The 22,365-nt window shown below is 74.1% G+C and carries 24 protein-coding genes and 1 pseudogene; 20 read left to right on the forward strand and 5 right to left on the reverse strand.

Features of this window, described 5'->3' with window-relative positions:
- Positions 1–483: 483 nt before the first annotated feature.
- From AB0H57_RS19730 to AB0H57_RS19785, 12 genes are all read left to right on the forward strand, one after another.
- On the forward strand, positions 484–1,878 hold the full coding sequence (locus tag AB0H57_RS19730; protein WP_357508396.1) for an MFS transporter: 1,395 nt from the start codon (positions 484–486) through the stop codon (positions 1,876–1,878).
- 70 nt (positions 1,879–1,948) lie between these two features.
- A complete protein-coding gene (locus AB0H57_RS19735; RefSeq protein ID WP_357508398.1) occupies positions 1,949–2,431 on the forward strand; it encodes a sigma-70 family RNA polymerase sigma factor in 483 nt (160 codons plus the stop codon).
- Positions 2,424–3,134, forward strand: a complete 711-nt coding sequence (locus AB0H57_RS19740) for a hypothetical protein (protein ID WP_357508399.1) — start codon at positions 2,424–2,426, stop codon at positions 3,132–3,134. Before AB0H57_RS19735 ends, AB0H57_RS19740 begins: the two co-directional genes overlap by 8 nt.
- Before the next feature lie 22 nt (positions 3,135–3,156).
- Positions 3,157–4,245 (forward strand): hypothetical protein, encoded by a 1,089-nt coding sequence (locus AB0H57_RS19745; RefSeq protein ID WP_357508401.1) that lies wholly within the window; start codon positions 3,157–3,159, stop codon positions 4,243–4,245.
- Positions 4,242–5,717, forward strand: coding sequence for a hypothetical protein (locus tag AB0H57_RS19750; protein WP_357508402.1), 1,476 nt, complete (start codon positions 4,242–4,244; stop codon positions 5,715–5,717). Before AB0H57_RS19745 ends, AB0H57_RS19750 begins: the two co-directional genes overlap by 4 nt.
- Positions 5,718–5,891: 174 nt before the next feature.
- Positions 5,892–8,165: an EAL domain-containing protein gene (locus tag AB0H57_RS19755; RefSeq protein ID WP_357508404.1), complete on the forward strand. Its 2,274-nt coding sequence runs from the start codon at positions 5,892–5,894 to the stop codon at positions 8,163–8,165.
- 127 nt (positions 8,166–8,292) lie between these two features.
- Positions 8,293–8,925, forward strand: a complete 633-nt coding sequence (locus tag AB0H57_RS19760) for a hypothetical protein (RefSeq protein WP_357508406.1) — start codon at positions 8,293–8,295, stop codon at positions 8,923–8,925.
- A gap of 383 nt (positions 8,926–9,308) precedes the next feature.
- Complete coding sequence (locus AB0H57_RS19765; RefSeq protein WP_357508530.1) at positions 9,309–9,701, forward strand: GntR family transcriptional regulator; 393 nt, start codon at positions 9,309–9,311, stop codon at positions 9,699–9,701.
- Positions 9,698–10,642, forward strand: coding sequence for an ABC transporter ATP-binding protein (locus AB0H57_RS19770; RefSeq protein ID WP_357508408.1), 945 nt, complete (start codon positions 9,698–9,700; stop codon positions 10,640–10,642). The genes AB0H57_RS19765 and AB0H57_RS19770 overlap by 4 nt, the downstream gene beginning before the upstream one ends.
- Before the next feature lie 25 nt (positions 10,643–10,667).
- Positions 10,668–11,636: a hypothetical protein gene (locus tag AB0H57_RS19775; protein ID WP_357508410.1), complete on the forward strand. Its 969-nt coding sequence runs from the start codon at positions 10,668–10,670 to the stop codon at positions 11,634–11,636.
- A gap of 130 nt (positions 11,637–11,766) precedes the next feature.
- Positions 11,767–12,525 carry a MerR family transcriptional regulator gene (locus AB0H57_RS19780; RefSeq protein ID WP_357508412.1) on the forward strand — a complete coding sequence of 253 codons (759 nt, stop codon included), beginning with the start codon at positions 11,767–11,769 and terminating at the stop codon, positions 12,523–12,525.
- 44 nt (positions 12,526–12,569) lie between these two features.
- The gene (locus tag AB0H57_RS19785; protein WP_357508414.1) at positions 12,570–12,893 is read left to right on the forward strand and encodes an antibiotic biosynthesis monooxygenase family protein; all 324 of its coding nucleotides are present in this window, start codon (positions 12,570–12,572) and stop codon (positions 12,891–12,893) included.
- Positions 12,894–12,912: 19 nt separating this feature from the next.
- Here the strand turns inward: AB0H57_RS19785 and AB0H57_RS19790 are convergent, their stop codons facing one another.
- The gene (locus tag AB0H57_RS19790; protein ID WP_357508416.1) at positions 12,913–13,596 is read right to left on the reverse strand and encodes a hypothetical protein; all 684 of its coding nucleotides are present in this window, start codon (positions 13,594–13,596) and stop codon (positions 12,913–12,915) included.
- An 85-nt stretch (positions 13,597–13,681) separates the two neighbouring features.
- Positions 13,682–13,840 (reverse strand): annotated as a pseudogene (locus AB0H57_RS19795) (gluconate transporter); the annotation flags it as partial.
- Between the two features lie 121 nt (positions 13,841–13,961).
- Between AB0H57_RS19795 and AB0H57_RS19800 the strand changes: the two are divergent.
- The 4 genes from AB0H57_RS19800 (at position 13,962) to yidD (ending at position 16,901) form a co-directional block, all read left to right on the forward strand.
- Complete coding sequence (locus AB0H57_RS19800) at positions 13,962–15,068, forward strand: hypothetical protein (protein WP_357508418.1); 1,107 nt, start codon at positions 13,962–13,964, stop codon at positions 15,066–15,068.
- A gap of 132 nt (positions 15,069–15,200) precedes the next feature.
- Positions 15,201–16,067, forward strand: a complete 867-nt coding sequence (locus tag AB0H57_RS19805) for a hypothetical protein (protein WP_357508420.1) — start codon at positions 15,201–15,203, stop codon at positions 16,065–16,067.
- A complete protein-coding gene (locus tag AB0H57_RS19810; protein ID WP_357508422.1) occupies positions 16,064–16,444 on the forward strand; it encodes a GntR family transcriptional regulator in 381 nt (126 codons plus the stop codon). Before AB0H57_RS19805 ends, AB0H57_RS19810 begins: the two co-directional genes overlap by 4 nt.
- 82 nt (positions 16,445–16,526) lie before the next feature.
- Positions 16,527–16,901, forward strand: coding sequence for a membrane protein insertion efficiency factor YidD (gene yidD, locus AB0H57_RS19815; RefSeq protein WP_357508424.1), 375 nt, complete (start codon positions 16,527–16,529; stop codon positions 16,899–16,901).
- Positions 16,902–16,952: 51 nt separating this feature from the next.
- Here the strand turns inward: yidD and AB0H57_RS19820 are convergent, their stop codons facing one another.
- The 3 genes from AB0H57_RS19820 to AB0H57_RS19830 all read right to left on the reverse strand — a co-directional run bounded on the left by AB0H57_RS19820 (position 16,953) and on the right by AB0H57_RS19830 (position 18,594).
- Positions 16,953–17,387, reverse strand: coding sequence for a VOC family protein (locus AB0H57_RS19820; RefSeq protein WP_357508426.1), 435 nt, complete (start codon positions 17,385–17,387; stop codon positions 16,953–16,955).
- 60 nt (positions 17,388–17,447) lie between these two features.
- The gene (locus AB0H57_RS19825; protein WP_357508428.1) at positions 17,448–17,960 is read right to left on the reverse strand and encodes a hypothetical protein; all 513 of its coding nucleotides are present in this window, start codon (positions 17,958–17,960) and stop codon (positions 17,448–17,450) included.
- 268 nt (positions 17,961–18,228) lie between these two features.
- On the reverse strand, positions 18,229–18,594 hold the full coding sequence (locus AB0H57_RS19830; RefSeq protein ID WP_357508430.1) for a VOC family protein: 366 nt from the start codon (positions 18,592–18,594) through the stop codon (positions 18,229–18,231).
- 155 nt (positions 18,595–18,749) lie between these two features.
- On the opposite strand from AB0H57_RS19830, the gene AB0H57_RS19835 reads away from it, so the two are divergent.
- From AB0H57_RS19835 to AB0H57_RS19850, 4 genes are all read left to right on the forward strand, one after another.
- Positions 18,750–19,964 (forward strand): RNA polymerase sigma factor, encoded by a 1,215-nt coding sequence (locus tag AB0H57_RS19835; protein ID WP_357508532.1) that lies wholly within the window; start codon positions 18,750–18,752, stop codon positions 19,962–19,964.
- Positions 19,965–20,045: 81 nt separating this feature from the next.
- Entirely contained in the window at positions 20,046–20,417 is a 372-nt protein-coding gene (locus AB0H57_RS19840; RefSeq protein WP_357508432.1) for a YciI family protein, read from the forward strand.
- A 103-nt stretch (positions 20,418–20,520) separates the two neighbouring features.
- Positions 20,521–21,381 (forward strand): PPOX class F420-dependent oxidoreductase, encoded by an 861-nt coding sequence (locus tag AB0H57_RS19845; protein WP_357508434.1) that lies wholly within the window; start codon positions 20,521–20,523, stop codon positions 21,379–21,381.
- Complete coding sequence (locus AB0H57_RS19850; protein WP_357508436.1) at positions 21,317–22,231, forward strand: hypothetical protein; 915 nt, start codon at positions 21,317–21,319, stop codon at positions 22,229–22,231. The genes AB0H57_RS19845 and AB0H57_RS19850 overlap by 65 nt, the downstream gene beginning before the upstream one ends.
- Positions 22,232–22,365 lie beyond the last annotated feature (134 nt).

Genomic DNA, 22,365 nt, shown 5'->3' on the forward strand with positions numbered 1-22,365 from the left:
ACGAAGCGTCACCGGATGAACACCCAAACGCTTCGCCGCCCTGGCCAGCCGAAGAAGTTCCACCCAACCAGCGTATGTCCACTAGGGATTACTAACCAAATCACTGAGCCTCTTCTTCGTCCCGCTGATCCCGGTGCGGACCCGCCGCACCCAGTAGTGCAGCTTCTGCGGCGCCGAGCACGACATCTCCCGGGCCGAGGCGCACCGCCTCCCGGTCGGCTGAGCATGGCCCGCTTCTTCTGCTGGCTGATCGGCCGGCAGCCGGTCCTGCCGCCCGCCGCGCCGGTGCACAGCGTCTCCCGCCCGCCCTGCACGCCCGGCCCACGGCCGGCGCCGGTTCGCCCCGCTCCCCGTGGAACCGGTCCGCCGGCCGCTGACCGCCCGCGCCGCCCGGCAGCCCCGGGCTGTGATCTTCGACCCGCTTCCGGCCCGCCCCCACCTGCCCGAACTAGGCTGAGGCGGCCGCGAAGAACGGGGAGAATCGTGCGCAATCACCCGGCCGTCGTGCTGGTCGCCGTCCTGCTGTCCACGCTCGTGCTGCCGATCTCGCTGACCGGCGCGTCGGTCGCGCTACCGGACATCGGCCGGGACCTCGACGCCGGCCTCGCGGCAGTGCAGTGGGTGGTGAACGGCTACAACGCCACCTTCGCCAGCTTCATGCTGGCCTCCGGGGCGCTGGCCGACCTGTTCGGCCGCCGCCGGGTCTTCGCGATCGGCCTGGTCGTCTTCACCGCCGGCGGGCTGCTCGCCTCGGTCGCCGGGGACATCCTGCTGCTCGACCTGGCCCGGGCCCTCGCCGGTGTCGGGGCGGCCGCCGCCGCGACCAGCGCCTCCGCCCTGCTCGCCGGGACGTTCCACGGCCGCGCCCGGGCCCGCGCCTTCGGCGCCTTCGGTACGACGATCGGGGCGGGCCTGGCCTTCGGCCCGTCGATCGCCGGGCTGCTGATCGAGGTGTTCGGCTGGCGGGCGGTGTTCGCCGTACCGGCGTTGGTGGCCGGGGCGGTGCTGGTGATCCTGGTGCCGCTGCTGCCGGAGTCCCGCCAGCCGCACCCGGGCCGGGTGGACTGGCCGGGCACGGTCACCTTCACCGCCGCGCTGCTGCTGCTCATCTTCGGGTTCGTGCAGGGTCCCGAGTACGGCTGGGCCGCCCCGGTGATCGTGGCCGCGTTCGCCGCCGCGGCGGCGCTGCTGGTGGCCTTCGTCCGGGTGGAGCGCCGCCGCGCCGAGCCGATGTTCGACCTGTCCCTGCTGGCCAGCCGCCGGTTCGTCGGCATCTGCCTGGCGGCGGCCACCATCGTGGCGGTGCTGGTGCCGCTGCTGGTCTACCTGCCGTCGTACCTGACCACGGTGGTCGGGCTCAGCCCCGGTGCGGCGGGGGCCACGCTGATCCTGCTCACCGCGCCGACGCTGGTGCTGCCGCTGCTGGGCGGGGCGTTGACCCGGCTGGTGCCGGCCACCTCGGTCACCGTCGTCTCGGTGCTGGTGGTCGCCGCCGGGGCGGCGTGGGCGACGGTGCTCGGCCCGGACGCGGACACCGTCCGGCTGGCCGGTCCGCTGCTGACCATCGGGGTGGGGGTGGGGCTGTCCATCGGGCTGCTCGACGCGATCGCCATCGGCAGCGTCCCGCCGGCCCGGGCGGCCACCGGCGCCGGGATGATCAACACGGCGCGGTTGGCCAGCGAGACGGTCGCCATCGCGGTGGTGGGGGCGGTGCTGGCCAGCACCACCGCCGGGCGGCTGGCCGATCCGGGGTTCACCGGCGGGCTGCGTACCGTGCTGTGGACGATGGCGGCGGCGGCGCTGGCTGCCGCGGTGGCCACCGCCGTGCTGGTGCGCCGGGCCCGGACCGGGGCGCGGGAGGACCTGCCGGTCGGCTGAAACCCCGACGCCGTCTCGTGCGCCCTGTCGGTGACGTCCGTCAAAGCGGCGGGCGGGAAGCGGAGTGGGCATGACGGTCCGTAGCGGGTTGGCGGACGTCGGCGAGGACGTCTTCGGGGCGGCGTACGAGCGGCAGTTCCGGGCGATGGTGCGGTTCGCGTACCTGACCACGGGCAGCGCCGCCGCGGCGGAGGACATCGTGCAGGAGGCGTTTGTCGACCTGTACCGCCGGCGGGACGCGGTGACGCAGCCGCAGCGGTGGCTGCGCCGGGCGGTGGCGAACCGCTGCACCTCCTGGGTACGCCGGCGGGTGCTGGAACGCCGGCACGCCTTCGCCGAGCCGCCGCCGCACGCGGCGCCACCCGGCGAGGACGCGGCGGTGCGGGCGGCGCTGCGCCGGGTGCGGCCGCGGCAGCGGGCGGCCCTGTTCCTCCGCTTCTATCTCGATCTGCCGGAACGGGAGATCGCCGAGGCGCTCGGCTGCCGACCCGGCACCGTCAAGACCCTGATCCACCGTGGACTCGCCGCGTTGAGGGAGCAGCTCGATGACTGATCCGAGGAATCAGATCCACCGCATCGTCGACCGGTTGGTCCCCGAGGAATCGGTGACCGTTCCGCCGATGAGCGACCTGGCCCGGGCCGCGACGCGGCGGCCCCGCCGGAGCTGGCCGAGGCTGGCGCTGGCCGGCGTCGCCACCGCCGCCGTACTGCTCGCCGGGGCGGCGGGCTGGCAGGTGAACGGGGTGGCCGACCGGAACGCGGAGCAGCGGATCGTGCCCGCCACGGTGGCCGGGAGTGGGGCGGATCTCGCCGCCCGCTGTCCGGTACCCAGCGGCGGGGGCCGGACGATCAACGCGGTGCGTTGGCCGGGCGGTCTCGCGGTGCTCGCCGCCAGCTCCACCACCTTCGCGCTCTGCTTCGGTGGGGAGTCCGGCCCGATGGTGTCCGAGAGCTGGGGAGGGTTCTCCCCAGGGACCACGTCGTTGGTCTGCCGGCCCTGGGGTTGTGAGGGGGGCGCGCAGCCGCTGACCAGCCGGTTCGCGCTCACCTCGACAGTGCTGGTGTACGGGGCGACGTGGCCCGGTACGACCCGGGTGCGCGCGGTCAGCGACAGCGGCGCGCAGGTCGAGGTGCCCGCGCAGAACGGCACCTTCCTGCTGCGGCTGGAGACGACGGGCACCCGCGACGTCGGGGTGCGGCGGGTGGAGATGTTCGGCGCCACCGGCGAGAAGCTGTTCACCTGGGACTGGGACTGACGGCCCGCTATCGTGGCCTGTCATGACCGACACTGCCCGGCGCCTGGCCGAGATCCGCGGGGACGTGCCGCCGAAGCGGCACAACGCCCGGACCATCGCCGCCCTCACCGGCAACCCGGGGTGCGCCCGGCGGGCGGTGCTGGACAGCGCCGGGGTGGACAAGCCGAAGCTGGCCGAGCGGATCGGCTTCCCGGCCCGGTTCGGCCAGTCCCGGTTCGCCATCGGCCGGGGCAACGCTTTCGAGGCGCAGGTGAAGGCCGACGGCGGCGCGGAGCTGCTGCGGCTGGTCGCCGAGCGGCTGGGCGTACCGGTGCCGGCGGGGGCGAGCTGGACGGATCTGGGTGGCGCCGACGACCTGCCGGACCGGCAGGAACGATCGCGGGCGGCGCTCACCGCGGCGGATGACGGGGCGGCGTTGTTCGACCATCCGCTGCTCGGGCTTGAGGTGGCCGGGCAGCGGGTGCACCTGGAGCCGGATCTGGTGGCCGCCCGGCTGGCCGGCCGGTACCACGTCGTGGAGATCAAGTCGTTCCCGGTGGTGGACGGGCAGGCCGACGCGGCGAAGGTTTCCGCCGCCGCCGTCCAGGCCGCCGTGTACGTGCTGGCGCTGCGGGAGCTGCTCGCCGCCGAGGGGCACGACCCGGAGTCGGTGTCGCACGAGGTGGTGCTGGTCTGCCCGCGCGACTTCACCAACCAGCCGGTGGCCAGCCTGGTCGACGTCCGCAAGCAGTTGCTGGTGCTGCGCCGGCAGCTGGACCGGATGGCCCGGGTCGACGACCTGCTGGTCGCGGTGCCGGCGGGTTTCACCGCCGATCCGTCCGCCGACCCGGCGACCCTGGTCGCCGCGCTGTCGCAGGTGGCGGCCCGCTACGCGCCGGAGTGTCTGGCCGCGTGCGAGCTGGCGTACTTCTGCCGGCGCGAGGCCCGGGCGCAGACCGGGGCGATGGGCCGGCCGGTGCGGGAGGCGCTCGGCGGGGTGGCCGACGTGGCGGAGGTGCTGGCCCTGGCCGCCGGGGAACGCGCCCCGGAACCGGGGCAGGCGGAGGCGGCCGCGCTGCTGCGGGCCGCGGCCCGGCTGCGCGCCGAGGCCCTGGCCGGCAACCCGGCATGAGTACGCTGCGCGCGCTGGCGAAGGCGCAGGCCCTCGCCGCCGGGGTGGCCCAGCCGGTGGCCTCGGTCCGGCACGTGCACCTGTCGGCGCGGCCGCTGGTGCTGGTGCCGCTGGCCATGGCGGGGGAGGCGCACGCCCCGCTGGCGGCCCTGGTCGGGTCGGCGCCCGGGGAGGCGAAACTGCTGGTGGTGCCGCAGCCCCGCAACCGGGACCAGCGGTTCCGGTTCGTCGCCGAGCTGGCCGGGGTGGTGCTGCCGTACCTGGACTCGTTCCGGGGGGTGTCCGAGGCGGTGCCGGTGGACCGGGGCCGCGACGTCCGGTACCGGTACGTGGACGCGCCGCAGCTGCTGGTGCCGAACCCGGCCGGGGTGACCTTCCTGCGGCTGCTGGGCCGCTCGACGCGGTTCCGCCGGCCGGACGGCGACTATCCGGTGCACCCGTCGGTGCCGCTGCTCGGCCAGTGGCTGACCTTCTTCGCCGAGCGGGCCGAGCAGCCCGGGTCGTCGGCGCTGCTGGCGATGACCGAGGCGTTGACGCTGCACTGGGCGACCGGGCAGAGCGCGGTGGAGGATCTGCACCTGCCGGCGCTGCTCGGCTGGCTCGACCCGCCGCCCGGGCTGACCGGGGCGCAGGCCGCCGCCCGGGCCGAGGACCCGTCGGTGTGCCCGCCGGCCGGCCCGGCCACCGACCCGGACTTCGACAACCGGGTGCTGGCGCCGGCGATGGCCCGGTACGCCGACGCGGGCGACGACGCCGGGGCGCGCGCGGCGGCGTACGCGGAGCTTCAGCGGGTGTTGCGCGACCAGTTGGCGCCCACCTGGGAGCTGATGTGGCGCGGCGTGGGGCTGCTGGCCGGCCTGCCCGCCGGGGCGCGGGTGGCCGGCCGGTGGGACGGCGACCGGGACGCGTTCACCGGGTACGCCGAGCACGTCGACTCCGGCGGCGGTCCGCAGCCGCGCCGGGACGGGGCGGTGGCGGCGGCCCGGCGGCTGCACCGGCTGGAACGCGCGCTGACCTCGTACGCCGTGCAGCGCGCCTACGACGATCCGTTGGTGATGGCGGAGCACCGGCTGGCCGGGGAGGCGTTCGTCGGTGAGGTGACCCTGGCGGACCCGAAGCGGGTGGACGACACCGGGAAGCGGCCGGTGCTGCGGCCCCGGATCCAGGTGGTGACCACCGAGCCGGTGGCGGTGCCGGTCGGGGCGGCGCTGTGGTCGCCGGCGCGGCCGAGCCAGAAGGCGAAGGTGGTCTTCGTGACCCCGGGCGACGGCAAGACCGAGGTGGTGCTGGAGCTCTCCGGCGGGATGGGCCGGGGGCTGACCGCCCCGCCGGGCAGCGTGCCCGAGGTGGGGGAGCGGCTGTGCTGGACGACGTTGTCCGACGCGTACCTCCCGGCCGCCACCTTCCCGGACCCCGACCAGACACCGTGGACGCACGGCGGGCCTGAGGTGCAAGGAGGGGGCCCCGCTTAACGCATTGTGTTGTAGCGGGGGCCCCGCTTAACACTTCGGGCCAGGGTCGGGGAACCCTGGCGGCCGGGGGGGAGCGGTGGCTAGGCTTGCCGGGTTCGCCGTCCGTGACCGGTCCTCGCCGTGCCGGTACCCACCGGAGAGAGAGCCGGAGCGACCGCTGTGCTGTCCCATGATGTGACCGAGGCACGTGCCGCCCCGGTCCACTCCGGCCTCGCGGGCCGCGTGGGTCTGGTGGCCGCCGGCGCCGCCGTACTCGTCGAGGCGATCTGGCTGTTCGGGGCCCTGCCGGACGCGGCGCTGGTCGGTGACCTGGCTGGGTTGGTGGTGGCCGGTTGGGCCGCGGTGGCCTGCGTCGGCGCGGCCCGCCGGCAGCCGGTGCGGCGTCGCTTCTGGACGCTGCTGGCGGTCACCATGGGGCTCGCGGCGGCCGGCCGGACGGTGTGGACGGTGCAGCGGCTCGGCACCGACGACCTGCCGCACACCCCGCTGATCGGCGCGCTGTTCGTCCTCGGTCTGGTCACCGGCACGGCCGCGCTGCTCTGCGCGAACGCGGCGCCACGCAACGCGGTGGGCCGGGCGCGGGCGGTGTTGGACGGTGTGATCGTCGGCCTGGCCCTGATCCCGATCGGCTGGGTGGTGGTCTTCCGGGACATCGCCGCCGCCGACCTCATCGATCCACTGCGGACGATCGGCCTGCTCTATCCGATGCTCGACCTGATGCAGCTGACCATCCTGGTCGCGGTCGCCGGGCCGTCGCGGCGGATGTGGCCGGCGCTGACCATGATCGGGGTCGGGCTGGCGATCCGCGCCGCCGCCGACACCGGGTACGTGTCGCTGGTCGCCCACGGCACGTACGCGCCGGGGCATCCGATCGACCTGTGCTGGACGTTGAGCTACCTGCTGGTGGGCCTCGCCACCGGGTACCCGCCGCCACCGGCCGGTGACGGCGTCGACGACACCGCCGAGTCGCCGCTGCCGCCGTGGTGGCGGGTGGCCCTGCCGTACCTGCCGGTGGGCGGGGCGATCGTGGCGGTGGTGCTCTCCCGCCGTCCCACCGGGCAGACCCCGCACCTGGTGTTCTACGGGATGATGGCGCTGCTCGGCGTGCTGGCCGTGCGCCAGGGGTTGGCCGCGAACGAGAACCTGCGGCTGGTGGGCCGGCTGCGCCGGCTGGCCTACTCCGACCAGCTCACCGGCCTGCCGAACCGGCTGATGTTCAACCGGCGGCTGCGCCGCGCTCTGCGCGATCGGGCCCCGGTCGCCGTGCTGCTGCTGGACCTGGACGGGTTCAAGCAGGTCAACGACCGGTTCGGGCACGCCGCCGGGGACCGGCTGCTGACCGGCATCGCGGAGCGGATGCGGGAAGTGGTCGACGACGCGGGGACCATCGCCCGGCTCGGCGGGGACGAGTTCGCGGTGCTGGTCGACGGCACCCGGGGCGTGGCGCCGGAGCGGCTCGCGGACCGGCTGCTGGCCGCCCTGCAACCGCTGCCCGGCGAGGAGGACCTGGGCGTGCACCCGTCGGCCAGCATCGGCATCGCCGAGTACGGGCCGCAGCACACCTCGCACAGTGATCTGCTGCGTGACGCCGACATCGCGATGTACGCGGCGAAGGCGGCCGGGAAGTCGGCGTACCGCACGTGCACGCCGCTGTTGCGCGAGTCGGCGGTGACCCGGGCGGAGCTGATCGCCGACCTGCGGCGGGCGGTGGACGAGGGGCAGCTGCACCTGGAGTACCAGCCGATCGTTGACCTGGCCACCGGGGCGGTGTGCAGCGCGGAGGCGCTGGTCCGGTGGCGGCATCCGCGGCTGGGCCCGCTCACCCCGGCCCAGTTCCTGCCGCTGGCCGAGGAGACCGGGCTGATCCTGCCGATCGACCGGTGGGTGATCCATGAGGCGTGCCGGGCGGCGGGCGCCTGGCGGCAGCACGCCCCGGAGGCGACGGTGGCGGTGAACATCTCGGCCGCGCACCTGCGCCGCCCCGACCTGATCGCCACGGTCACCGGGGCGACGGCCGGGGCGGGGCTGGCGCCCCGCGCGCTGACCCTGGAGCTGACCGAGTCGGCGCTGATCGAGGGCAGCGAGGTGGTGCTGGAACGGCTGCACCAGCTGCGCGAGTTGGGCATCCGGATCGCGATCGACGACTTCGGCACCGGCTACTCGTCGCTGAGCTACCTGCACCGGATTCCGGCCACCGAGTTGAAGATCGACCGGTCGTTCGTGGCCCGGCTCGACGACGACGCCCGCGCGTACGCCACGGTGGAGATGGTGACCCGGCTGGCCGGGGCGTTCGACCTGGCGGTGGTGGCCGAGGGGGTCGAGACGCAGGCGCAGCACGAGGCGGTCGCCGCGATCGGCTGCCTGCACGGCCAGGGCTGGCGGTACGGCCGCCCGGTGGGCCCGGCCGAGCTGCTCACCACGCTCGCCCCGATCGACGCGGCCCGCTGACCGGCCCGGCGGGGGCGGGCCGAAGGTCCCGACTGGTACGGGGGGTTCGGCCCTGTCCCGCACCGGTGTCGCACCGCGACGATGGTACGGACATCGACCAAGCCGACCATCCACTCGGGAGCCGGACATGAAGCGACGCACTCTGGACCTGCTGTTCAGCATCGGCGGGTTGGGCCTCGCGGTCCTGCTGCTCGCCGTGGGCATCGTGCTCACGACCAACGCCAACTTCGCCAACAACTACGTGCACGACCAGCTCGCCGCGCAGCACATCGGCTTCAAGCCGGCGGACCAGCTGACCGACGAGGAGAAGAAGGTGGACTGCCTGCGCGAGTACGCCGGGCAGAAGCTGACCACCGGCAAGCAGGCCGAGTGCTACGCCAACGAGTTCATCGGCCTGCACCTGAAGTCGATCGGCGGCGGCAAGACGTACGCCGACCTGGGTGAGCCGCAGACGGCGCTGAAGGAGCAGGTGGCCCAGGCCCAGCAGGCCAAGGCCGCCAACCTGGCCGACCTGCAGAAGCAGCTGGCCGACGTCACCGCGCAGCGGGAGACCGTGTTCAAGGGCGAGACGCTGCGCGGCATGCTGCTCACCTCGTACGGCTTCAGCGAGTTCGGCCGCAAGGCCGAGCAGGGTGCGCTGGCCATGTACCTCGGCGCGGCGCTGCTCCTGCTGCTGTCGGCGGCCGGCCTGTGGCACGCCTTCCGCACCCCGGCCAGCGAGACGTTCGCCGCGCCGGACCGCGAGCGGATCACCACCTGACCCGGCCCGCCGATCCGGCCGTCGCCCCCGGGCTGCCTGCGCTCCCTCCGCAGGCCCCGGGGGCGACGCCCGTCTCCGGGCAGGTCCGGGCGCCTATTCGGCACCCTACGAACTTGATGTCGTAACCGAATCACCCCGGACCTGTCCCGGGGGAAATCGCCCGTTTCGGGGTGCCCACGGCGGCCCGGCTGATTCGTTTGAGGCATCAAGCTGGTAGGCGCCGAACGCGGTCTCGGGCGCCTCGGCGAACGGAGGCCCCGCGCCTCGGCGGATGGGGGTAAGGCCGGGCCGGCGCGACCGCGTTCCTGAGCGCGCATCGGGTTTGACGTCCCGCGCGTCGCCTTGGTCTAATTCACTAGTTGACTAATGAAAGGGTGTGGGTGGTGATCGAGTTCCATCTGGACCGCCGCTCCGGCGTCGCGAGCTATCTGCAGCTCGTGCAGCAGGTCAAGCACGCGCTGCGGCTCGGCCTGTTGCGGCCCGGGGACCAACTGCCCACCGCCCGGGAGGTCGTGATGAGCTTGGGCATCAACCCCAACACTGTGCTGAAGGGCTACCGAGAGCTGGAGCGCGAAGGGCTCGTGGAGGCCAGGCCCGGCCTCGGCACCTTCGTCCGGCGGTCACTCGGCGAGGTCCGCCCGGCGGAACAGGCGCAGCTGCGCAGCCAGCTGAGCCAATGGGTCCGGGCCGGCCTGCGCAGCGGCCTGGATCCGGAGGACCTCGAAGCGATCTTCGCCTCGGTGGTGCACGACGTCACTCGGGAGGACGTCGCATGAGTGGCGCTGCGAAGCCCCGGCCGATCCGGGCCGGCCACGACGGGCCGGCCACGACGGTGCCCGCCTTCCGCGCCACCGGCCTGGGCAGGCGCTACCGGGGCAGTTGGGCGCTGCGGGACTGCTCGCTTGCGCTGCCGGCCGGTCAGGTGATCGCCCTGGTTGGCCCGAACGGCGCCGGCAAGACGACCCTGTTGCATCTCGCGGTCGGGCTGCTGGCACCCAGCACGGGACAGGCGTGGGTCTTCGGTGAGCCGGTGTCCGGCGCCAGCGCGCTGCCTCGGGTGGCATTCCTGGCCCAGGACAAACCGTTGTACGCGGACTTCACAGTCGCCGAGATGCTGCGCTTCGGGCGGCTGATGAACCCCCGATGGGACGACGACCTGGCCCGCCGCCGGCTCGACGAGCTGGACATCCCGTTGGACCGCAGGGTGGGTCGGCTCTCCGGCGGTCAGCGCACCCAGGTCGCGCTGACGCTTGCCGTCGCCAAACGGCCCGACCTGCTCGTCCTCGACGAACCGCTGGCCGATCTCGACCCGCTGGCCCGGCATGACGTCACCCGGGCCTTGATGGCGGCGGTGGCGGAGACGAACATGACCGTGCTCTTCTCCTCGCACGTGGTGTCCGATCTGGAGGGCACCTGCGACTGGCTGGTGGTGCTCAACCGGGGCCGAATCCAGGTCAGCGCGGACCTGGACGAATTCGTGTCGGCCCACCGTCTGTTCACCGGGCCGGACGACAGCGCCGACACGGTCGCCGATGGGCATCAGGTGATCGCACGCAGTGGCGCGGGGCGCCAGGTCAATCTCCTGCTGCGCGGCACGGCCGCCGTCGCTGACCCCCGCTGGACGGGCCGGGCAGCCGGCATGGAGGAGATCGTGCTGGCCTACCTGCGCGATCCGGATCTGGCGGCGCTGCCCCGTCCCACGCTCGCCGTCCTCTGATTCCACCGCCGAAGGGAAAGATTTCGTGCTCTGGTTGACCTGGCGGCAGTACCGCGGCCAGTTCCTGGCGACCGCCGCACTGCTGCTCCTGTTGGGTGCGGTGTTCCTGATCTCCGGGGTCGAGGCGACCGTGAATGTCCTGCGGGACGCGCCGCCGGGTTGCCCCGGCCCCGGTGCCGGCTGCCGGGACGTGAACCTCGCGCTGTCCGAGCGCTACCAGCTGGTCTACCAGGGCTTCGGCTTGCTCCCGCTGGTCGGTCCCGCGCTGGTCGGGGCCTTCTGGGGAGCCCCACTGATCGCCCGCGAATACGAGCGGGGCACCCAGCGGCTCGCCTGGACCCAGTCGGTGCCGCTCCGGCGGTGGCTGCTGGTGAAGCTGGCGGTGCTGGTCGCCGCGGTGGCCCTCGGTGGGCTGATGTTCTCGGCGATGACCAGCCTGTGGCTGCCGATCTTCGCGGCGGTGCAGCCGGGCTCGTTCGCCAGCCCGGACACCTTCAACGCGACCGGGGTGGCGCCCGCCGCCTGGTGGGTCTTCGCGTTCCTGCTCGGTGCTGCGGCCAGCGCGGTCCTGCGGCGGACGCTGCCGGCGATGGCCGCCACCGTCGCGGTCGTCGCGCTGACCGTCCCCGTGCTGGTCCTGACCCAGGGGTGGTACGCCGAGCCGATGCGGGCGGTGGTCAGCGGCACCGATGAGCTGGTCCGGCAGAACGCCTTGCTGACGGGGGAGGCCTGGGTCGACGGCACTGGCCGCGAGATCGGCGGGCGGCCGGAGGAGACGTGCCCACCGGCACCGGGCGTCGACGTGTCCACCCCCGAGCGTGCCCAGCGGGCGACGGCCGCATGCATGACGCAGCGCGGCTACCAGTATGTCGTCTTCTACCACCCCGCCGACCGCTTCTGGCGCTTCCAGCTGTTCCAGACGGCGATCCTGCTCGGCGGCGGCGCCGCGTTCGCGTTCGCGACGATGGCCTTCGCTTGGCGGCGGCGAACCTGATCGCGCGCCCTCACCAGCGGCGGCCCGGCGCTGACCGGCCCGGCCGGAGCCGCACGCCAACGGCGTTGCCGAACCGCTTGACCCTCACGCGGCGGGAGGCCGCAGGCTGGATCGCAGAAGGGAGGGAACCATGGTTTACACGGTGGGACAGGTGGCGAAGGTGGCCGGCGTGACGGTGCGCACGCTGCACCATTACGACGAGATCGGCCTGCTGTCGCCGAGCGGGCGCACCCCGGCGGGCTACCGCCGCTACGACGACGCGGACCTGGAGCGGTTGCAGCTGATCCGCTACTACCGGGAGCTGGGGTTCCCGCTGGACGAGATCGCGGCGATCCTGGACGACCCGGCCGCCGACCCGGCGGCGCACCTGCGCCGGCAGCACGAGCTGCTCAGCGGGCGGATCGGGAAGCTCCAGGAGATGGTCGCGGCGATCGAGCACGCGATGGAGGCGAGGCGGATGGACATCAAACTGACCCCGGAGGAGCGTTTCGAGGTCTTCGGTGACGTCGACCCCGAGGTGTACGCCGACGAGGCGGAGCAGCGGTGGGGTGGCAGCGAGGCGTACCGGGAGTCGAATCGGCGGGTCGCCCGCTACACCAAGGACGACTGGCTGCGGCACAAGGCGGAGACCGAGGACTGGGGGCGGCGTTTCGCCGGGGTGCTGGACTCGGGCGTGCCGGCGGACTCGGCGGAGGCGCTGGCGCTGGCCGAGGAGCACCGGCAGTTGATCAGCCGCTGGTTCTACGACTGCTCGTACGAGATCCACACTGGGCTGGCCGACATGTACCTGGCCGACGAGCGGTTCACCGCGCACTACGAGGCGATCCACCCGGGGATGACGGCGTACCTGGCCGAGGCGATCCACGCCAACGCGATCAGCCGCGCGTAACCGTGTCGGGGCGCGCGGAACGGGCTGCCGGTCCGGCATATTTCATGCCGGAGCGGCAGCCCGCCGCGCGATCGGAGGTCGTCTTGTTCATCGTCGCCGGCACCCTCTACGTCGACCCGGCGCAGCGGGACGCCTACCTGGCGTCCTGCGTCGAGGCGGTGCGGGCCGCGCGGGCCGCGCCGGGCTGCGTCGACTTCGCGGTCAGCCCGGACCTGGTCGAGCCGGGCCGGATCAACGTGTACGAGCGGTGGGAGTCCGAGGAGCAGTTGCTGGCGTTCCGCGGCGCCGGGCCGAGCGAGGAGCAGTCGGTGGCGATCCGCGGCGCCGAGGTGCACCGCTTCCTGATCTCCGGCGTCGAGGCCCCCTGACGTCCAGTCGCGGCCCGGCTCAGCCGGGGAGGCAGCCGCCCTCGGGTAGCTCGCCCACCACGCGGGTTTCGTCGCCCTTGCGCCGTGGGTGAACGTAGCCGAGCAGGCACGCCACGCCGACCGGTACGGCGAAGATGACGGCATCGCGCGGAGCCGGGTCCTCCGGTCCGGCCGGCCGGACAGTCACCTCGGGGAGGCCCGCGTTGCGCAGCGACCCGCGGATCCGGTCGGCGAGCTGTTCCGGGCTCTCGGCCAGGGCGAACATCCGTTGCCGGGCCTGCCTGGCCAGGCAGTCCTCCTCGCTCAGCTGAGCGCAGTCCACGGTGGGCCGGCGCAGCGCGGCGGTGATCTGCTTCGCCTTCGCCTGCGCGGCGGCGCGGTCGGGCTCCGCCAGTGGGCGTCGGCGGGCGGCGTCGGCCGCCATGCGGTCGCAGTACCCGTCGTCGTACTGGTTGGCCGGGCCGAACCAGGTGCAGCGGATGGTGGTGGTCGAGGGCGTCGCGGCGACGTCCGCCCACTTGTCCCCGACGGCCGGTGTGGCGGAGGCGTCCGACCACGAGGCGGGAGTGGAGGGCGTCTGCGTGCGGGCGAGCAGCGCGACGCCGACGAGCGTGCCGACCACGACGGCGCCGACCAGGGCCATCGACAGCGGTCCTGGCCGGCGCCGGGTGGAGGCCGGTTGCGTCGAGCGCTCTTCGGGCATCGGCGCAGCCTATCGACGGCGACGGCTGCGCGGGTGCCCGTGACCGGCCGCTACAGCAGCAGGTCGAGGGCCAGCACGCCGAGGACACCCCGGCGTCCACCAGGACCTGCTTGAAGCCACCGCCGGCGGCCACGATCAGCAGGATGCCGGCGATCGCCGGCAGCGAGCCGCCGAGCACGGAGGAGACCTGGCCGCGGTTGAAGTTCGCCGCGAAGCCAAGGGTGAACACGGCGAGGATGACGCCCCATCGTTCCGGTTAGGTCACGGTTCGAGAACAAAGGTGGACTTTGACGTGTCCGTCCAGGTAGTGGCGGCAGTTGAACCGCACGGACACCCCGGTTGGCTCGCGCGGCGAAGGAGTCGGCGTGGCGGAAACGGATTCGACGGGCTCGACCTGGCGGTACCGGTGGGCCCACCGGCAGAACGAGCGGCGGCAGGCCGCGTACCGCGACGTGGAGGCGGCGTGGCGGCACCGGGACGAGGAGCTGCGCCGGCTGCATGCCGCCGCGGCCGACCTGCGGGGTACGGCCGGCGGCGGCCTGCCGGTCGAGCTGGCCCCCGGCGAGGTGGTCTTCTGGACCCAGCCCGCCGCCCAGTTGGTGGGGGTGCGGCACACCGCCGTGTTGCCCGCGCCCGACCTCGCCGTCGACCCGGCACCGGCCCCGCTGCGCCCGCGCCGCCCGGACGGGGTGAAGGTCCTCGACGCCGGGCTCGCCGTGATCACCAATCGCCGGCTGGTGCTGCTCGGCGGTCGCGGCCGGCGCGACTGGTCGTACGCGAAGCTGACCGGGCTGGCCCACGACCCGGCGGCGCCGGTCACCCTGCTCCAGGTCCTCGACCGGCGCGGCACCTCCGGCCTGCTGCTGCCGCCGGCCGCGGCGGCCGAGTTCCGGTTCACCCTGACGCTGGCCTTCGCCGAGGCGATCGAGCAGCGCGACGCGGTGATCGCGCAACTGGACGAGCTGATCGCCGAGCACGGGCAGCGGCAGCCGTTCCGGCCGGCGATCATCACCCCGGCGCAGGCGCGGCTGTCGGCCCGGGTGCCGGGCGGCCGGCGTACGGTCGCGGTGGCCGCCGCCGCGGCGCTGATCATCCCGGCGGTGCTGCTGGAGTCCGACCCGCCGGCGCGCACCGACATCGCGGTCGCCGCCACCCCCGCGCCGACGCGCACCGCGACCGCGCTCGGCCCGGCGGGCCCGGCCGCGCCCAAGTCCAAGTCCACGCCGAGGCCGTCGCCGACCGGTGAGCCGCGCTGCGGAGCGCCGGGCAACCCCTTCGGGTACGACTTCTGCGGCGGCGAAAAGATCCGCAAGCCGCCCCGCAAGGTGTGCGACCACTTCGACTGCGCCCCCGGCTTCTGGCGGGGCAAGGGCTGGCTGGTGCAGTGCCGCGACGGCCAGTACAGCCTCAACGGCGGCCGGCCCGGCGTGTGCCTGCGACACCAGGGCGTCCGCCGCAACGTCTACGCCTGAACTTGTACCACCAACTTGACACAAGCTCCGCGCCTCCGCCATGCTGCGCTGCAAGGAGGGGCCCCCGCTTAACGCTTTCTGCATAGGCGGGGGCCCCGGTTAACAGCCGGCCGGCGAGCGGGGGGCGTGATCATGGCAGCGGGGCTGCTCCTGGGTGTGCTGGTGCTGGCGTTGGGTGGCGCGGCGGTGGTCGGCCGGCCGCCGGCCGGGGACGCCGCGCCGGAGGCGGTCCGCCGTACGCTGCGCCGGTGGCGCTCGGCCGGCCTGGTCCTCGGCGTGGCCGCGGCCGGGATCGCCGTCGAGGCCGACGACCTGGGCCGTGGCGTGCTGGTCGCCGCACCGCTGTTCGGGCTCTGCGTACTCGCCGGGGTCGTCACCGGGGAGGCCCGGGCCGTGCGGCTTCCCGACCCGGTCCGTACGGCCGCGGTGGAGACCCGGCACCTGCGGCACTTCCTGCCGGGCCGAGCCGCCGCCGCGGTGGCCGCCGCCGGCTTCGCCCTGGCCGCCCTGCTGGCCCTGACCACCGTGGCCGGCTCCGCCGACGACCTCGGGCGGGCCGGCCGCGCGCTCAGCTACGCCTGCGCCGACTTCGCCGGCAGAAACGGCCCGTGGCCCGGCTCGTTCTACAGCCTGCCGCTGTCGCTGGTCGTCGGGGCCGGGGCGGTGCTGGCCGCGCTGGCGCTGCGCCGGGTCGTCGGCCGGCCCCGCCCGGTCGACGACGCCGGAGACCTGGTGCGCGACGACGCCGAGCGGCGCCGCTCCGCGCGCGCCGTCACCGGCGCGGGCGGCCTGCTGGTCACGCTGCCCCTGATCGGCGTCTCGCTGACCACCGCCAGCGCGCTGCTGGCCAACCCATGCCGTCCACTGTGGTGGACCGTGGCCGCGTCGCTGCTGCTCCTGCTCGTTCCCGGCTGGCTGGCGCTGCTCGCCTGGAGCGCCGTCGCCGTCGTCACCACCGACGTCCGCCCGTCCCGAGCCACGGTGACCTCCGCGCGATGACGCCGATCCTCCAGGTCGACGTGGCCGACCCGACGCCCCCGTACGAGCAACTGCGCCGGCAGTTCGTCGACCTGATCGGCTCGGGGGCGCTGCCCGCCGGGGAGCGGCTGCCGCCGCTGCGGCAGCTCGCCGCCGACCTCGGGCTGGCGGTCGGCACGGTCGCCCGCACGTACCGGGAGCTGGAAGCGGCCGGACTGGTCCGGTCCCGGCGCGGCGGCGGCACCCGGGTGACCGCGAGCCCCGCGCGGCCCGCCGGGGAGCGGGCCCGCGCCCTGCACGATCTGGCTGTCGGGTACGCGCGGCAGGCGCGGCTGCTCGGCGCGGACCGCGACGCGGCGCTCGACGCCCTGCGCAGGGCCTGGCCGGCGGAGGGCTGATCCCGGGCCGGTCGCACAATCCGCACCGAACTCCGGCCGGCCTCGCTGCCCTGGGGTGGCGCGGGGATCGCATCATGGTTGCGTGATCAAGTTGACGCGTGACCGGCGCCGGAAGAAGAAGCGGGGGGACTCCTGCTCCGGCTGCGACGTGCCAAGCTGCGACGTACCCTGCTGCGACCTGGGACTTTTCTCGATGCTGCTGACTCTCGGGTCGGTGGCCGCCGGGCTGACCCGGGCGCCGGTTGCCGACCGGGCGGGGCGGGCCGCCATCCTCGGCTACCGGCGGTGGCTGTCGCACCGCTGGCCCGGCCGGTGCCGGTTCACCCCCAGTTGCAGCAGCTACGGCCTGGCCGCGGTGGAGCGGTACGGCCTGGCGGTGGGCGGGCGGCTGGCCGCCGACCGGGTCCGCCGCTGCCGGCCCGGCGTGCCGCGCGGCACCCACGATCCGCTGCGCTGACCCGGCCGCAAGGCCGGCCGACTTCACTCGGGGTGACGACGTGCGGCCTGATCAGGACGCCGTGAAGTCCGGCACCGTCAGCGTTCCGTCGTCGGCCAGCGGGAACCCCGGGTTGTACGCGATCTCCCACACGTGCCCGTCCGGGTCGGTGAAGCAGCCCGCGTACCCGCCGTAGAAGGTCTCCCGGGCCGGCCGGGTGAGCGCCGCCCCGGCGGCCACCGCGTCGGCGAGGATCGCGTCGACCTCGGCCCGGGACCGGACGTTCTGCGCCAGGCTCAGCCCGCCGAACCCGTCGTCGGCCCGGTCGGTCACGCCCGCGTCCTCGGCGAGCTTGCCGCGCCCCCACAGCACCAGCGCCAGCCCGCCGGCCTGGAAGAAGACGGTCTCCTCGACCTCCTGGCCGCGCCAGCCGAGCCGCTCGTAGAAGGCGCGGGCCCGGCCGACGTCGGCGACCCCGAGGGTGATCAGGCTGATCCGCTGCTCCATTCCCGCACCCTAACTGCCCCCGGGCCATCCCTCGCGGTCGCGCACGGGGTGCCGGCGCGCTCAGCGGCCGCGGCGTTCGCGGGCCAGGGGCAGCAGGCCGGCGAGGACGAGCGCCGCGCCGACCGGTAGCAGGTCCAGTTCGATTCCGATCGCCGTGAACCCGGCCAGCACCAGCAGCGGCGCCCACACCGGAGCCAGCCGCACCGGCACGGCCAGCCCCAGCAGGACCAGCAACCCGAGTTCGAACAGCAACGGTCCACCGAGGAGGACCACGTCGGGCGTCTCGACCGCGTCGGCGAAGCGGGGGAAGAGGTCACCGACGATCACCCAGACGAACGCGACCGCGCCCACCAGCCCGGCCACGGTCGCCACGTCGGCGAGCCGACGCCGCCGGGGTGCGCGCCCACGCAGCACGCTGCGCAACTCCACCAGCAGCACCGCGAACACCAGGATGCCGAGCAGGAACAGCACGTGCCCGACGTTCCACGCCCAGCCGCCCTTGTCGCGGTGTCCGTCCACGCCGTCGAGCAGGCGCAGCAGGCCGTAGCCGAGCAGCAGCAGCGGTGCCGTCACGGCCGCCGGCCGTAACCAGGGAACGAGTTGTCACGCCCAGCCTTACGGGCATTGCTGATCATCATTGGCTCAGCCTGGCAGCGGCCCGGGCCGGGAACATCCGGGTACGACCCGTACCCGGCCCGGAGCGATGGACCCTGGCACGGCTCAGGGTCGGTCCGTCGGACACCTCGACGAAGGGCCGGCTCGGACACCTCGACGAAGGCGCGGCGGTGACGGGGCTGTGGCTCGCGGCGACCAGCCGCATGACGAACCCGCCTGGCCGGGGCTATTCGGGACGGTGGCAGACCGCCTCGACGTTGTTGCCGTCCGGGTCGCGGACGAACGCCCCGTAGTAGGTCGGGTGGTATTCCGGCCACAGCTTCGGCTCGTGCAGCACCTCCGCCCCGGCGGCGACCGCGGCGTCGCGGAACGCGTGTACGGCGGCCCGGTCCGGGGCGGTGAAGGCGATGTGCGCCTCCAGCGGCGCGTTGCCCGCGCCCGCGGGCACCAGCCAGAAGTCGGGGCTGTCCACGCCGTAGCCGATCGGGCCGGGCTCCAGCATTCGCCGCCCGCCCAGTGGGGCCAGCACGGCGTCGTAGAAGGCGGCGCTGGCGGGCAGGTCGCGCACCTGGACGGAGAAGTGATCGAGCATGTCAGTCCCCTTTTTCGTCGAGTCGGCGCGGCCAGCCTAGGAGCGGTCTGTGACACTTCCCGGCGTCGTCCTGGAAATCGTCGGATCGGGCTGCTCTCATGAGTCCTGTGACGGAGCCCGAGGCAGCGCGGCGCACGGTGGAGACGGTCTGGCGGATGGAGGCCGGGCGGGTGGTCGCCGGCATCGCCGGGGTGGTGCGGGACGTCGGCCTGGCCGAGGAGTTGGCCCAGGACGCGCTGGTCGCGGCCCTGGAGCAGTGGCCGCGGGACGGGGTGCCGGCCAATCCGGGGGCGTGGCTGACGACCGTGGGCAGGCGCCGGGCCGTCGACGCGATCCGCCGCCGGCAGGCGCAGCAGCGCACCCTCGCCGAGCTGGGCCGCGACCTTGACGAGCGGGTCAGCCCAGATCTCGACGCCGTGGTCGAGGAGACGATTGACGACGACCTGCTGCGGTTGATCTTCGTGGCCTGCCATCCGGTGCTGTCGCCGATCGCCCGCGCCGCGCTCACCCTGCGCCTGCTCGGCGGGTTGACCACCGGCGAGATCGCCCGCGCCTTCCTCACCACCGAGTCGACCGTCGGGCAGCGGATCACCCGCGCCAAGCAGACCCTCGCCACCGCGCACGTGCCGTTCGAGGTGCCCGGCCCGGCCGAGCGGGCCGAGCGCCTCGACTCGGTCCTCGAGGTCGTCTACCTGATCTTCAACGAGGGGTATGCGGCGACCGCCGGCGACGATTGGGTGCGCCCCGCGTTGTGCCAGGAGGCGCTGCGGCTGGCCCGGCTGCTGCAGGGACTGATGCCCGGTGAGCCTGAGGTGCACGGGCTGGCCGCGCTGCTGGAGATCCAGGCGTCGCGCACGGCTGCCCGCGCCGGCCCCGACGGCGCGCCGATCCTCCTCAACGACCAGGACCGCAGCCGCTGGGACCGGTTGCTGATCCGTCGCGGGCTGGCCGCCCTGGACCGCGCCCGAGCGCTCGGCGACTCCGGCCCGTACACGATCCAGGCGGAGATCGCGGCGTGCCACGCGCGGGCGCGTACCCCCGGGGAGACCGACTGGGCGCGGATCGCCGCCCTGTACGCGGACCTTGCGAGGATCGTGCCCTCGCCTGTGGTGGAGCTGAACCGGGCCGTGGCCGTCGCCCAGGCCGACGGCCCCGCCGCTGGCCTGGAACTGGCCCGGAAACTGGCCGACGAGCCGGCGCTGGCGCACTACCACCTGCTGCCCAGCGTGCTCGGTGACCTGCTCGCCCGGCTTGGCCGGCACGAGGAGGCCCGGGCCGAGTTCGAGCGGGCGGCCCGGCTCACCGGCAACGCCCGGGAGCGGTCGCTGCTGCTGGAGCGGGCCGCCGGGTGCCGGTCGAAAAAATCTTGAAACTCGATGTCGGATCCGGGTCGTGCCGATCGACGGGTCAGTGAGAGCGCAGATACGAAATGATCGAGAGGAAGCACTGAGATGCGTTACATGCTCATGCACAAGCTGGACGAGAACACCCCCGGCGCCTTCGACCCGAGCCCCGAGTTCATCCAGGACCTGGGCGGCTACATCGAGGAGGTTGCCAAGGCCGGTGTGCTGCTCGCCGCCGAAGGGCTGGAGAAGAGCAGCAACGAGTCGGCGCGGATCACCGTGACCAAGGGCAGGACCACCGTCATCGACGGGCCGTTCACCGAGACCAAGGAGCTCATCGCCGGCTTCGGCCTGCTGGAGGTGCGGTCGAAGGAGGAGGCGGTCGAGTGGGCCAGGCGGTACGCCGACCTCTTCGGCCGGCACGGCATCGACGTGGAGGTGGACGTGCGCCGGGTCAGCGAAGGCCCGATGGAGAGCTGACCCAGCGCCGACGGGGGGTCACGGGGGTGTCCGCGGTCGCGGCACCCCGGTGGCCGGTCGGTCACATGCCCGGGCGGTCGGCCGTCAACTGGGTATGAGAACGATGGTGCGTACCCTCACCGCCCTGCTCAGCCTGCTGACGGGGGTGGTCGGCGTGTGGGCGCTCGTCGCGCCCCGGTCGTTCAGCGAGTTCGTCGGGTTTCCGCCGCACGAGCACTTCGTGCACGACATCGGCGCGTTCCAGCTCGGTATCGGGGCCACCCTGCTGCTGGCCCTGATCTGGGCGGACCCGCTGATGGTGGCGCTCGCCGGCTTCCTGGTCGGCGCGGCCGCCCACACGATCAGCCACCTGATGGACGACAGCCTCGGGCAGACCGCCCAGGTCGCCCTGTTCGCCGTGCTCGCCACCGCCGCCCTGGTCGCGCGCTGGCGGGAGCGGGGCTTCGTGGTCGGCCGGCTCGATCCCGCGCCGGCCCCGGCCTGGGCGGCGTTCAACGGGCAGAAGACCGTCGCGCTGACCAGCTACCGCCGCGACGGCACGCCCGTCGCCGCCGCGGTCAGCATCGCGGTGTGCGGGGACCGGGCGTACGTGCGCAGCTTCGAACGGGCCTGGAAGACCGTGCGGATCCGCAACAACCCGCAGGTCACGGTGGCGCCCGCCAGCGCCCGCGGCAAGCCGGTCGGGCCGGCCGTCCGGGCCGTCGCGCGCCGGCTCAGCGGAGCGGAGTACGCGGCCGCGCGCCGCGCGCTGGTCGCCAAGTACCCGTTCCTGCAAGGGGTGCTGGTGCCGTTCTTCCACCGGGTCGGGCGGCGGCGGACCGGACGGACCGTGCACTTCGCGCTCACCGTGGAACCAGCCCCGGCTCCCGGCACGTCAGAGTCGGTGGAGGTGCCCGGGGATGATCGTACGGCGGTGGCTGCTCGCGATGGCCGCTCTCACACTGCTGGCCGGGTGCGGCCCTGAGGTCGTGAATCCGGGCCCCCTGGAGGTGGGTGATCCTGGCCCGGAGGAGCTGCGGCAGCAGGCCCGCGCGGCCCTCGACCGGTACGACCAGGCGGTCCGGCGGGCTGGTGACGGGCCCCGGTTCGTGCCGGTCGGCCGGCTGGACAAGCAGTTCGGCGACTGGGAAGCGGGCAACGAGCAGAACAAGAGCGCCCTGCTCGCCGGGCTCGTCTCACTGGCAGCCGAACTGCCCGCGCTGCCCCGGCCCGCCGGCGTCGTCGTCTGGGCGGACGGGACCCGGTTGACGGTGCCGCTGGCCGCGGCCGGCGCGAGCCTGTCCGGCTACCGGGTCGACGGCAGCCCCGACTGCGACGGCTGCACGCCGCTGCGGGTGACCGGGGCGAAGCTGGGCACCCTCGCGGTCGACACCACCCGCGGGCCGGCCACGGTCCCCGCCTGGGAATTCACCCTTGCCGGCACGTCCGTGCGGCTGGCCCGGGTGGCGGTGGACCCGTCGGTCCTGGTCCAGGTCTCGCCGCCGGTGTGGGATGCCCGGTCAGCCGGGTCGCTGCGCGTCGAGGCGGCCGTCACCAGGCGGGGGAGCCGGTCGCTGACCGTCTCCTTCACCGGTTCCCGGGCGACCGGGGACGAGCCGTGCGGGATGGACTACACGGCCGAGGCGGTGGAGTCCGACTCCGCCGTGGTGGTGATCGTATACTCGCATCCGTACCCGTCGCCGCTGCCCGAGGGGCAGGGATGCCTGGCGATCGGGGCGGAACGATCGGCTGCGGTGGAGTTGGGGCGGGAGCTGGGGGAGCGGGCGGTGCTGGACGCCCAGCAGGGGCTGCCGGTGCGACTCCTGGTCAACTGAGCCGGCGAGCCGTCCGAAAAGGATTTGCCCCCGACGGTACGATTCACCGCGGGTAGCGGAAGCTGCCCTCAGAGTGACGGCCGGGGTGCGCCGGAACTGCTTCGGGCCGGACCGTCCATCGTGCGGACCACACG

The organism is Micromonospora sp. NPDC050686 (assembly GCF_040654475.1).
Lineage (GTDB): Bacteria > Actinomycetota > Actinomycetes > Mycobacteriales > Micromonosporaceae > Micromonospora.